Genomic DNA, 12,510 nt, shown 5'->3' with positions numbered 1-12,510 from the left:
GTGCGCAATACGTCATACAACGGCTATATAGGTAAAAGGCCACCTGCAGAAACGGCTCAGCCTGTGTACAATGGCGCCATACTTTCCTTCGTGCCTCGAGAGCCCATGAACGAACAGCTGCAACCTCTGAAGAAACCTGCGCGTACCGGCAAGGCTGGCCGCAGTGGTACCCAGGACGACATCGTCTACGCGCATATTTTCGAGGCAATCCTCGAGCAGCGTCTGGCACCGGGTACCAAGTTGAGCGAGGAAGCGCTGGGCGAGATCTTCGGCGTCAGCCGCACCATCATTCGCCGCGCGTTGTCGCGGCTGGCCCATGAAAGCGTGGTGCTGTTGCGGCCGAACCGCGGCGCAGTGGTGGCCAGCCCTACGGTGGAAGAAGCCCGTCAGGTGTTCTTCTCCAGGCGCATGGTCGAACGGGCCATTACCGAACTGGCCGTGCAGCACGCTACCCTCGAGCAGCTCAACGAGCTGCGGCAGATGGTGCGGGAGGAGCGCGACAGCTTCTCGCGTGGTGACCGTGGTGCCGGCATTCGTCTTTCCGGCGAATTCCACCTCAAGCTGGCCGAGGCTGCGGGCAATGCGCCGCTGGTCAGCTTCCAGCGCAGCCTGGTGTCGCAGACTTCGTTGATCATCGCCCAGTACGAAAGCGGCAACCGCTCGCATTGCTCGTATGACGAGCACATGCAGCTGATCGATGCCATCGAGGCGCGCGATGCCGAGCAGGCGGTGAGCCTGATGATGCACCACATGGACCACATCGACAGCAAGCTGAACCTGGACGAGGAGAGTGCCTCGGACGATCTGCATGCGGTGTTCTCGCACTTGCTGAAAAAGCCCAAGGTATCGGTCAAGGGTTGATCGTTTGCCTGGTTGACTAAAGGGGGCTGCTTTGCAGCCCATTCGCAGCACAAGGCTGCTCCTACAGGCATTGCATAACCCCTGTAGGAGCAGCCTTGTGCTGCGAATGGGGCGCGAAGCGGCCCCCAGCCATTTCTGGCCATTAGCCTGGTGTCTGCTAAATTCTTGTGAGCAAACCTTCATCAAGCAGTTGGGCTTGCGCATTCGTTGCGTTCAACTTCTTGAGGAATGGACTCATGAGCATGTCCCTCGGTAAACGCATGGGGGCCGAGCTGGTCGGCACCTTCTGGCTGGTGCTCGGCGGCTGCGGCAGTGCGGTACTCGCCGCCAGCTCGCCCATCGGCATCGGTGTACTTGGCGTCGCCTTCGCCTTCGGCCTCACCGTGCTGACCATGGCCTTCGCCATCGGCCATATCTCCGGCTGTCACCTCAACCCCGCCGTGTCGTTCGGGCTGGTGGTGGGCGGGCGCTTTCCGGCCAAAGAGCTGCTGCCCTATGTGATCGCCCAGGTGATCGGCGCCATTCTGGCGGCAGGTGTGATCTACCTCATCGCCAGCGGCAAGTCAGGTTTCGAGCTGTCTGCGGGATTGGCTTCGAACGGCTACGCCGACCACTCGCCTGGCGGCTACACGCTCGGGGCGGGCTTTGTCAGTGAAGTGGTGATGACGGCGATGTTCCTGGTGGTGATCATGGGCGCCACCGACGCCCGGGCGCCGGCGGGTTTTGCGCCGATCGCCATCGGTTTGGCTTTGACCCTGATCCACCTGATCTCGATCCCGGTGACCAATACCTCGGTCAACCCCGCGCGTAGCACGGGGCCGGCCTTGTTCGTCGGTGGCTGGGCCCTGCAACAGCTGTGGCTGTTCTGGGTGGCGCCGCTGATTGGTGCTGCGATCGGCGGCGCACTGTACCGGGGCCTGGCAAAAGAACCTTAGCGCTGGTGCACGCAACGCCCAGCGGCGTAGGTTTCACGCACGGTGCGGTCGTCGCCGAGGGTGGTCAGCACGAACAGGGTTTCCTCGATGCTGTTGGACTGCTGGATGCGGTAGTCCAGCAAAGGCGTGGCCTTGTAGTCCAGCACCACGAAGTCGGCATCGTTACCCGGGCGCAGGCTGCCGATGCGGTCGTCCAGGCGCAGCGCGCGGGCGCCGCCGAGGGTGGCCAGGTACAGTGACTTGTACGGGTGCAGGCGTGCGCCCTGCAGTTGCATCACCTTGTACGCTTCGTTCAGGGTGTTGAGCAGCGAGAAGCTGGTGCCGGCGCCAACGTCAGTGCCCAGGCCCACATTGACCTTGAAGCGCTCGGCCTGGGGCAGGTTGAACAGGCCGCTGCCGAGGAACAGGTTGGAGGTGGGGCAGAAGGCCACCGCCGAGCCGGTTTCGGCCAGGCGCTGGCATTCGTCATCGCACAGGTGCACGCCATGGGCGAATACCGAGCGTTCGCCCAGCAGCTCGAAGTGGTCGTAGACGTCGAGGTAACCCTTCTGCTCGGGGAACAGCGACTTGACCCACTCGATTTCCTTGAGGTTTTCCGACAGGTGCGTGTGCATGTACACGCCCGGGTGCTCCTTGAGCAGTTGGCCCGCCAGCGCCAGCTGTTCAGACGTACTGGTCGGGGCGAAGCGCGGGGTGACTGCATAATGCAGGCGGCCCTTGCCGTGCCAGCGCTCGATCAGCGCCTTGCTTTCGGCATAGCCGGACTCTGCGGTGTCGGTCAGGTAATCCGGGGCGTTGCGGTCCATCATCACCTTGCCGGCGATCAGGCGCAGGTCCAGGCGTTCGGCTTCTTCGAACAGGGCATTGACCGATTCCGGGTGCACGCTGCCGAACACCAGGGCGGTGGTGGTGCCGTTGCGCAGCAGTTCCTTGAGGAAGATTTTCGCCACTTGGTCGGCGTGTTCCTTGTCGGCGAACTGCTTTTCGCAGGGGAAGGTGTAGGTATTCAGCCAGTCCAGCAACTGTTCGCCGTAGGAGCCGATCATGCCGGTCTGCGGGAAATGGATATGGGTGTCGATGAAGCCTGGGGTGATCAGTGCGTCCTGGTAGTGCTCGACCGGGATATCGGCGTCCAGGGTCGGCAACAGTTCGGCGGCGTGGCCTACGGCGCTGATACGGCCATTGTCGACCACCAGCAGGCCGTCCTCGAAGTATTCATGGGAAGCCTCCAGACCCACCTCGGCCGGGTCGGCGATGCTGTGCAGGATGGCGGCACGGTAGGCTTTGCGGGTAACGGTCATAACACACTCGTCAAATGGCTTGGCTGCGCCGGGAGGGCGGCAGCAACTGGGCAATGGGGCCGGCATTGGCGGCAGCGTCGTGCTGGCCGAAGCAGGCGTTGTAGGTGGCGATGATTTCACCGGCGATGGACACGGCGATCTCGATGGGCAGCTTGCCCTTGACCTCGGCCAGGCCCATCGGGCAGCGCATGCGCGCCATCACGGCCTCGTCATAGCCGCGCTCGCGCAGGCGGTGTTCGAACTTGACCCGTTTGGTCTTCGAGCCGATCAGGCCGAACCAGGTGAAGTCGTTGCGCTTGAGAATGGCGGCGGTCAGTTCCAGGTCGAGCTGGTGGTTGTGGGTCATGACGATGCAGTAGCAGCCTGGCGGCAGGTCTGCCACTTCGTCGACCGGATCCTCGCTGACCACCTTGGTCACCCCGTCGGGGATCAGGGCAGGGAATTCCTGCTCGCGCGAATCGATCCAGCGCACCCGGCAGGGCAGCGCGGCGAGCAAGGGTACCAGAGCCCGGCCGACATGGCCCGCGCCGAACACCGCGATCTGCGCCTGCACCGCGGCCATGGGTTCGAACAGCAGCACAGTGACGCCGCCGCAGCACTGGCCAAGGCTGGCACCGAGGCTGAAGCGCTCCAGATGCGGGGTGGTGCGGTGCTCTTCGAGCATTTGCCGGGCGATGTGCAGGGCCTTGTATTCCAGGTGGCCGCCGCCGATGGTGTCGAACAGGCCGCTGGCGCTGACGACCATTTTCGAGCCGGCATTGCGCGGGGTCGAGCCGCGCTCCTCGATGATGGTAACCAGCACGCAGGCTTCGCCACGGGACTGATGGTCGGCGAGGGCGTTGATCCATTGGTGCATGATGCAACCTCTCTATAATCGCGTCGCGATCCCTGTGGGAGCGGGTTCACCCGCGAATGCGGCGGTGAAACCACTATCGCATTCGCGGGTAAACCCGCTCCCACAGGGCCCTGCATTGTCAGTGAGACACGGTTTCCAGCTCCGGCTCGGCAGGTTGCGCTGCAGCCACTGCCTTGCGCATCTGCTCGCAACCCCACAACACCCGCTCCGGCGTCGCCGGTGCATCCACCTGTGGCTGCACGCGGTAGTCGGCGATGCTGGCCACGGCGTCCTTGATCGCGCACCAGGCGGCGATGCCGAGCATGAACGGCGGTTCGCCCACGGCCTTGGAGTGGAACACGGTGTCCTCAGGGTTCTTGCGGTTTTCCACCAGCTTTACCCGCAAGTCCAGCGGCATGTCCGCCACTGCCGGGATCTTGTAGCTGGCCGGGCCGTTGGTCATCAGCTTGCCCTTGGCGTTCCACACCAGTTCTTCGGTGGTCAGCCAGCCCATGCCCTGGATGAAGCCGCCTTCCACCTGGCCGATGTCGATGGCCGGGTTCAGCGAATCACCCACATCGTGCAGGATGTCGGCGCGCAGCATCTTGTATTCGCCGGTCAGGGTGTCGACGATCACCTCCACGCAGGCGGCGCCGAAGGCGAAGTAGTAGAACGGCCGGCCACGTGCCTGGCTGCGGTCGTAGTAGATCTTTGGCGTGCGGTAGAAACCGGTGCTGGACAGCGACACCTGGGCAAAATAGGCCTGCTGCACCAGCTGCTCGAAGCTGACGATCTGGTCGCGCACGCGCACATGGCCGTTGCGGAACTCGACGTCTTCCTCGGTCACCTGGTAGTGCCGTGCGGCGAACTCGGTCAGGCGCTTTTTGAGGATCTCCGCAGCGTTCTGCGCTGCCTTGCCGTTCAGGTCGGCACCACTGGAGGCAGCGGTCGGTGAGGTGTTGGGCACCTTGTCAGTATTGGTGGCGGTGATCTGGATACGGCTGAAATCGACCTGGAAGATCTGCGCCACCACCTGTGCCACCTTGGTGTTCAGGCCCTGGCCCATCTCGGTGCCGCCATGGTTCAGGTGGATACTGCCGTCGGTGTAGATATGGATCAGCGCACCGGCCTGGTTGAGGAAGGTGGCGGTGAACGAAATACCGAACTTGACCGGTGTCAGTGCCAGGCCCTTCTTCAGGACCGGGCTGTTGGCGTTGAAGCGGCGGATCGACTCGCGGCGCTCGGCATAGTCACTGCTGGCTTCCAGTTCGGCGGTCATCTCTTCGAGCATGTTGTGCTCGACGGTCTGGTAGTAGTGGGTGACGTTGCGCTCGGTCTTGCCGTAGTAGTTGGCCTTGCGCACCGCCAGCGGGTCGCGGCCCAGGTGGCGAGCGATGTGGTCCATCACCTGCTCGATGGCGACCATCCCCTGCGGGCCGCCAAAGCCGCGATAGGCGGTGTTGGAGGCTGTGTTGGTCTTGCAGCGGTGGCCGTGCACGGTGGCATCGCCCAGGTAGTAGGCGTTGTCGGAGTGGAACATGGCGCGGTCGACGATCGAACCGGACAGGTCGGGCGAGTAGCCGCAGTTGCCGGCCAGGTCGAAGTTGATGCCGTGCAGGCGCCCGTCGTCGTCGAAGCCCACGTCGTACTCGACGTAGAACGGGTGGCGTTTGCCGGTCATGGTCATGTCTTCGACCCGTGGCAGGCGCATCTTGGTCGGCTGGCCGGTCAGGCGCGCCACCACGGCGCACAGGCACGCCGGGCTGGCGGCCTGGGTTTCCTTGCCGCCAAAACCGCCACCCATGCGGCGCATGTCCAGCACCACCTTGTTCATTGGCACGTCGAGTACTTCGGCGACCAGTTTCTGCACTTCGGTGGGGTTTTGCGTGGAGCAGTAGACGATCATGCCGCCGTCTTCGGTGGGCATCACCGAGGAAATCTGCGTTTCCAGGTAGAAGTGCTCCTGGCCACCGATGTGCAGGGTGCCCTGGATGCGGTGCGGTGCACTGGCCAGGGCAGCGGCGGAATCGCCACGCTGGTGGGTGTGGCTGTCGAGCACGAAGTGCTTCTTGCGCAGTGCTTCGACCACATCCAGCACCGGCTCCAGGTCTTCATACTCGACGATGGCGGCCATGGCCGCACGGCGCGCGGTATCGAGGTCGCGGGCGGCCACGGCGAGCACTGGCTGGCCGAAGAACTCGACCTTGTCGATGGCCAGCAGCGGGTCGCCGGCTACCACCGGGCCAATGTCCTTGAGGCCGGGGATGTCTTCGTGGGTGATGGCGATGCGCACGCCCTCGAAGGCATAGCACGGCGTGGTGTCGATGCGCAGGATGCGCGCGTGGGCGCGGTCGGCGGTGCGCGCATAGACGTGCAGCTGGTTGGGGAATTCCAGGCGGTCGTCGATGTACACGGCCTCGCCGGACACATGCTTGTCGGCGCTGTCGTGCTTGACGCTGCGGCCGACCCCGGTGGTCAGGTCCTGGCTGAACAGTTCGGCCATCTCGGCCTGGCTCTTGGCTACGTGATGGTTAGACATAAGCGGTCACCCGGGTTTCGATGTACGGCGTTTGCTGTTCGATGAAGTACTTGCGCAGCAGGTTCTGGGCGGTCAGCAGGCGGTATTCCTTGCTGGCGCGGAAGTCGCTGAGCGGGGTGAAGTCTTCCGCCAGGGCCTGGCAGGCGCGCTCGATGGCAGCCTGGTTCCACGGCTTGCCGCGCAGCGCCGCTTCGCAGGCACGGGCCCGTTTGGGGATCGCCGCCATGCCGCCGAAGGCGATGCGCACACCGCTGACCACGCCGTCTTCGATGCTCAGGTTGAAGGCGCCGCATACGGCAGAAATGTCATCGTCCAGGCGTTTGGACACTTTATAGGCGCGGAACGCCCAATCGCTGGTGGCGCGCGGCACGATGATCTTCTCGATGAACTCGCTGTCCTGGCGGGCGGTGATGCGGTAGTCGATGAAGTAGTCTTCCAGTGGCATCACCCGCTGGCGATCGCCCTGGCGCAGGACGATCTGTGCATCCAGGGCAATCAGCAGGGGTGGCGAGTCACCGATTGGCGAAGCGTTGCCGATATTGCCGCCCAGGGTGCCCTGGTTGCGGATCTGCAGCGAGGCGAAGCGGTGCAGCAGGGCACCGAAGTCCGGGTATTCCTCGTTCAGCGCACCGTAGCAGTCGGTGAGCGGTGTGGCGGCGCCGATTTCCAGATGGCTGGCGGTTTTCTCGATGCGCTTGAGCTCGGCCACATGGCCGACGTAGATCATCACCGGCAAGGTCTTGTGGAACTGGGTGACTTCCAGTGCCAGGTCGGTACCGCCGGCCAGCAGCCGCGCTTCGGGGTGCGAGCTGTACAGGTCGGCCAGGTCGGCCACGGTCAGTGGTACCAGGCAGCGCTTGTCGCCACTGTTCAGTTCGCCGGTCTGGGTTGGGGCAATGGCCTTAAGGCGGCTGATGGTCTGTGCCTGCTGGGCATCGAACTGGTCGCGGCAGGGCTGGCGGCAGCTCTGCTCGGCGGCGTCGAGGATCGGCCGGTAGCCGGTGCAGCGGCACAGGTTGCCGGCCAGGGCTTCCTGGGCCTGGTGCAGGTCGGGGCCGCTGCTGTTCTTCTGCAGGGCGAACAGCGACATGACGAAGCCGGGTGTACAGAAGCCGCACTGCGAGCCATGGCAATCGGCCATGGCCTGTTGCACGCTGTGCAGCTGGCCCTGGTACTTGAGACCCTCGACGCTGATCAGTTGCTTGCCGTGCAGCGACGAGACGAAGGTCAGGCACGAGTTGAGGCTACGGTAGCGGATGCTGTCGTTGCCCTGGTCGTCCTGGGTCAGTTCGCCGACCACCACGGTGCAGGCGCCGCAGTCACCACTGGCGCAGCCCTCCTTGGTGCCAGGTTTGCCCAGGTGCTCGCGCAGGTACTGCAGCACCGTCATGTTCGGGTCCAGGGCATGCTCACTACGCAGCTCCTGGTTTACGAGAAACTGGATCACGGGGATGGCCTCGCAATGGTTTTATTGTTGTTGGGCGGACTCTAAGCAAGAGCTGTCCAGCTGGTCAATATTTTTCTGACTCAAAGGTCAAGAAGAAATTGCTCATGTCCAAGCCCGGCCGCACACATTGCCCATATTCCAAGCATAGATCGCGCCGGGCGTATGGTTGCCTTGCAGGTCAAATAAACCGCCAGGCCCCTCTGCGCGATTACCGGCCAAGTACGCTACAATCCGCTCCTTGTGCCCAGTTCAATGATTTTGAAGGAAAACCATGACGTTCAAGGCCCCGGACAGCCTCTCCGAGCAGATTGCCGATTACCTGGCCGAACGCATCATCCGTGGCGAGCTGGCGCCAGGCGAGCGTATCCAGGAGCAGAAGGTCACCCAGGCACTCAACGTCAGCCGCGGCTCGGTGCGCGAGGCGCTGCTGATCCTCGAACGCCGCCACCTGGTGGCGATCCTGCCGCGCCGGGGTGCCCATGTGACCGAGCTCGACGAGCGCAGTGTGCGCAGCCTGTGCGCACTGATGGGCGAGTTCTACATCCTGTTGGGTAACGCGGTTGCGCAAAAATGGCGCACCGATGCCGACCTGCGCCCGTTCCTGGAAATCCAGCAGCGCCTGCAGCGAGCCCATGACCAGCTGGACATCAAGGCCTTCGTCGCCGACAGCTTCGCAGTCATGCGGGCGGCCTACCCGTTCGCCGACAACCCGTTCCTGCAGGAAACCGTGGAAAACCTGCAGCCGGCGATGAGCCGTGCCTACTACCTGTCGCTGGACCAGCGCCAGGCCAGCATGATCGACTATCTGGACCTGTTCGCCCGCCTGCTCGACGCCGTGATCGCCCGTGACCTGCCGCGCATTCGCGAGGTGCTCACCGCCTATGGCCAGCGCAGCTGCGAACTGGTGCTGGCGGCGTTGGCCCGAGGCTGACCGATGCGCCTGAAGTGCATTCGCCTGGCCGGGTTCAAGTCGTTCGTCGACCCGACCACGGTCAATTTCCCCAGCAACATGGCGGCCGTGGTCGGCCCCAACGGCTGTGGCAAGTCCAACATCATCGATGCCGTGCGCTGGGTGATGGGCGAGAGTTCGGCGAAGAACCTGCGCGGCGAGTCGATGACCGATGTCATCTTCAACGGCTCCAGTGGCCGCAAGCCGGTCAGCCAGGCCAGCATCGAGCTGGTGTTCGACAACAGCGAAACCACCCTGGTCGGCGAATACGCCGCCTACGCCGAGATCTCGATCCGCCGCAAGGTCACCCGCGACGGGCAGAACAGCTACTACCTCAACGGTACCAAGTGCCGCCGGCGCGATATCACCGACATCTTCCTCGGCACCGGCCTGGGGCCGCGCAGCTACTCGATCATCGAGCAAGGCATGATCTCCAAGCTGATCGAGGCCAAGCCCGAGGAGCTGCGCAACTTCATCGAGGAAGCCGCCGGTATTTCCAAGTACAAGGAACGCCGCCGGGAAACCGAGAGCCGCATCCGCCGCACCCAGGAAAACCTGGCGCGCCTGACCGACCTGCGCGAAGAGCTGGAACGCCAGCTGGAGCGCCTGCACCGCCAGGCCCAGGCGGCCGAGAAGTACCGGGAATACAAAGCCCAGGAACGCCAGTTGAAGGCGCGCCTGTCGGCCTTGCGCTGGCGTGATCTGGACGAACGGGTGCGCCAGCGCGAGGCGGTGATCGGCGACCAGGATGTGTCCCATGAGGCGCTGGTGGCCGAGCAGCGCAATGCCGATGCCAGCATCGAGCGCCTGCGCGATGGCCATCACGAATTGTCCGAACGCTTCAACCAGGTGCAGGGCCGCTTCTACTCGGTGGCCGGTGACATCGCCCGGGTCGAGCAGAGCATCCAGCACGGCCAGCAGCGCCTGCGCCAGTTGCAGGATGACCTCAAGGAAGCCGAGCGCACGCGCCTGGAAACCGAGTCGCACCTGGGCCACGACCGCACCCTGCTGGCTACCTTGGGCGAAGAGCTGGCAATGCTCGAACCCGAGCAGGAAATGACCCTGGCCGCTGCCGAAGAAGCCGCCGCTGCCCTTGAAGAGGCCGAGCTGGGTATGCACGGCTGGCAGGAACAGTGGGACAGCTTCAACAGCCGTTCCGCCGAGCCGCGCCGCCAGGCCGAAGTGCAGCAGGCGCGTCTGCAGCAGCTTGAAGCCAGCCTGGAACGCCAGGCCGAGCGCCAACGCAAGCTGGGCGAGGAGCGCGAGCTACTGGGCAGCGACCCGCAGGATGCGGCCATGCTCGAACTGGCCGAGCAGCTGGCCAGTAGCGAAATGTTGCTGGAAGAGTTGCAGTTGGCCGAAGAGCAGGTGGTCGAGCGCCTGGAAGGCGCGCGTGAACAACTGCAGCAGGCTACCCAGGCTCAACAGCAGGCGCAGGGCGACCTGCAACGCCTGGGTGGCCGCCTTGCCTCGCTCGAAGCCTTGCAGCAGGCGGCCCTGGAGCCGGGTGCAGGTGCTGCGGACTGGCTGCAGGACCAAGGCCTGGAGCAACGGCCGCGGCTGGCTGAAGGGTTGCGGGTTGAGCCGGGCTGGGAGCTTGCGGTAGAAACCGTGCTTGGCGCCGACCTGCAGGCTGTACTGGTGGACGACTTCAGTAACCTGGATTTTGCCGGTCTGGAGCAGGGCGAGTTGCGCTTGCTGCTGGCAAGCGGTACCGGCTCGTCGCTGCCTGGCAGCCTGCTGGAAAAGGTCGAAGGCCGCGTCGACCTGGCGCCCTGGCTGGGCCACGTCAAACCCGTGGAAAACCTTGCCCAGGCACTGGCGCAGCGCGCCTCGCTCGGCGAAGGCCAGAGCCTGGTCAGCCGCGATGGCTACTGGGTCGGCCGACACTTCCTACGGGTGCGCCGTGGCGGCGAAGCAGAAGGCGGCGTGCTGGCACGCGGCCAGGAGATCGAGCGCCTCGGCCAGGAGCAGCTGGAGCAGGATGCGGCGCTGGAGCAGTTGGAACAGCAACTGCAGGCCCTGCGCGAGCAGCAGCTGGACCTTGAAGAACAGCGTGAACAACTGCGCCGTCGCACCCAGGAAGAAAGCCGCCTGCATGGCGAACTGAAGGCCAACCTGTCGGCTGGCCGCGCACGTGCCGAGCAGGTCGAACTGCGCCGCCGGCGCCTGCAGGAAGAGCTGGCCGAACTGGAAGAGCAGCGCGCTCTGGAACATGAGCAACTGGGCGAAGCCCGCCTGCTGCTGCAGGAGGCCCTGGAGCTGATGGCCCAGGACACCGAGCAGCGTGAGCAGTTGATGGCCCGCCGCGACACTTTGCGCGAAAGCCTCGATCGCGTGCGCCAGGAGGCCCGTCAGCACAAGGATCACGCCCACCAGCTGGCTGTCCGCCTAGGCTCGCTGCGTGCCCAGCACGACTCGACCCGGCAGGCACTGGAGCGCCTGGAGCAGCAGGCCGCGCGCCTGATCGAGCGCCAGGAGCAACTGAGCCTGAACTTGGAAGAGGGCGAGGCCCCGCAGGAAGAACTGCGCCTGAAACTTGAAGAGCTGCTGGAGCGGCGCATGAGCGTCGACGAGGAAATGCGCCAGGCCCGCCTGCACATGGACGAAGCCGACCGCGAACTGCGTGACGCCGAAAAGCGCCGTACCCAGGCCGAGCAGCAAGCCCAATTGCTGCGCGGCCAGCTGGAGCAGCTGCGCCTGGAGTGCCAGGGCCTGGATGTGAGGCGCAAGACCTTGCAGGAGCAGTTGCTGGCCGATGGCTACGACCTGCAAGGTGTGCTCGCCACTCTCGAGGCCGAGGCCAGCGAGCAGGGTACCGAACAGGAGCTGGAGCAGCTCGAGGCGCGTATCCAGCGCCTGGGGGCGATCAACCTGGCGGCCATCGAAGAGTACGAGCAGCAGTCCGAGCGCAAGCGCTACCTGGACGCCCAGGACGCCGACCTGGTCGAAGCCCTGGAGACCCTGGAAAACGTCATTCGCAAGATCGACAAGGAAACCCGCAACCGCTTCAAGGATACCTTTGATCAGATAAATGCCGGATTACAGGCACTTTTCCCAAAAGTTTTCGGTGGTGGCAGCGCTTATCTGGAACTGACGGGCGAAGATCTACTCGATACAGGGGTAACGATCATGGCGCGACCACCGGGCAAGAAGAACAGCACCATCCATCTGCTGTCCGGCGGCGAGAAGGCACTGACCGCATTGGCGCTGGTGTTTGCCATCTTCAAGTTGAACCCCGCACCGTTCTGCATGCTCGACGAAGTCGACGCGCCGCTGGACGATGCCAACGTCGGGCGCTACGCCCGTCTGGTCAAGGAAATGAGTGAAAGCGTGCAGTTCATCTACATCACCCATAACAAGATTGCCATGGAGATGGCGGATCAATTGATGGGGGTGACCATGCATGAACCGGGCTGTTCACGTCTGGTTGCCGTCGACGTGGAGGAGGCCATGGCCATGGTCGATGCCTGATGCTCGACGATAAGGGCATATTCCGTAGCGAAATGCCCCCGCCATGTGCGACAGACGGTGTAAAGTTGTCTTTGGTCGTGCTAGCTTAATGTCACTCGTTTTTTGCGTGGGTAAAACGCCTGTCAGAACATAGAGTTGGCGCCACGTGTTAAAGGGCTTTGAACCCTTT

The 12,510-nt window shown here is 63.9% G+C and carries 8 protein-coding genes; 4 read left to right on the top strand and 4 right to left on the bottom strand.

The features are described from left to right. The first annotated feature begins 105 nt into the window (after positions 1-105). Positions 106-861 (top strand): GntR family transcriptional regulator, encoded by a 756-nt coding sequence (locus M1D87_RS18485; protein ID WP_003259493.1) that lies wholly within the window; start codon positions 106-108, stop codon positions 859-861. A 236-nt stretch (positions 862-1,097) separates the two neighbouring features. Next, on the top strand, positions 1,098-1,796 hold the full coding sequence (gene aqpZ, locus M1D87_RS18480; protein ID WP_013973527.1) for an aquaporin Z: 699 nt from the start codon (positions 1,098-1,100) through the stop codon (positions 1,794-1,796). Here aqpZ and guaD read toward each other — a convergent pair. The 4 genes from guaD to xdhA all read right to left on the bottom strand — a co-directional run bounded on the left by guaD (position 1,793) and on the right by xdhA (position 7,918). Then, positions 1,793-3,097 (bottom strand): guanine deaminase, encoded by a 1,305-nt coding sequence (gene guaD, locus M1D87_RS18475; protein ID WP_123085413.1) that lies wholly within the window; start codon positions 3,095-3,097, stop codon positions 1,793-1,795. The two genes, aqpZ and guaD, sit on opposite strands and share 4 nt — an antisense overlap. A gap of 10 nt (positions 3,098-3,107) precedes the next feature. Beyond that, a complete protein-coding gene (xdhC, locus tag M1D87_RS18470; RefSeq protein WP_039614440.1) occupies positions 3,108-3,953 on the bottom strand; it encodes a xanthine dehydrogenase accessory protein XdhC in 846 nt (281 codons plus the stop codon). 118 nt (positions 3,954-4,071) lie between these two features. Then, positions 4,072-6,471 carry a xanthine dehydrogenase molybdopterin binding subunit gene (gene xdhB, locus M1D87_RS18465; protein ID WP_123085414.1) on the bottom strand — a complete coding sequence of 800 codons (2,400 nt, stop codon included), beginning with the start codon at positions 6,469-6,471 and terminating at the stop codon, positions 4,072-4,074. Next, the gene (gene xdhA, locus M1D87_RS18460; protein ID WP_123085415.1) at positions 6,464-7,918 is read right to left on the bottom strand and encodes a xanthine dehydrogenase small subunit; all 1,455 of its coding nucleotides are present in this window, start codon (positions 7,916-7,918) and stop codon (positions 6,464-6,466) included. Before xdhA ends, xdhB begins: the two co-directional genes overlap by 8 nt. Before the next feature lie 271 nt (positions 7,919-8,189). Between xdhA and M1D87_RS18455 the strand changes: the two genes are divergently transcribed. Together M1D87_RS18455 and smc are read left to right on the top strand one after the other, a co-directional pair. Then, a complete protein-coding gene (locus tag M1D87_RS18455; protein WP_013973522.1) occupies positions 8,190-8,849 on the top strand; it encodes a GntR family transcriptional regulator in 660 nt (219 codons plus the stop codon). Positions 8,850-8,852: 3 nt separating this feature from the next. After that, positions 8,853-12,341 carry a chromosome segregation protein SMC gene (gene smc / locus M1D87_RS18450; RefSeq protein WP_322491997.1) on the top strand — a complete coding sequence of 1,163 codons (3,489 nt, stop codon included), beginning with the start codon at positions 8,853-8,855 and terminating at the stop codon, positions 12,339-12,341. Positions 12,342-12,510 lie beyond the last annotated feature (169 nt).

This window comes from Pseudomonas sp. SA233, assembly GCF_054792385.1.
The sequence above is the reverse complement of the archived record's forward strand: the minus strand, read 5'-3'. Positions and strand labels throughout refer to the sequence as shown.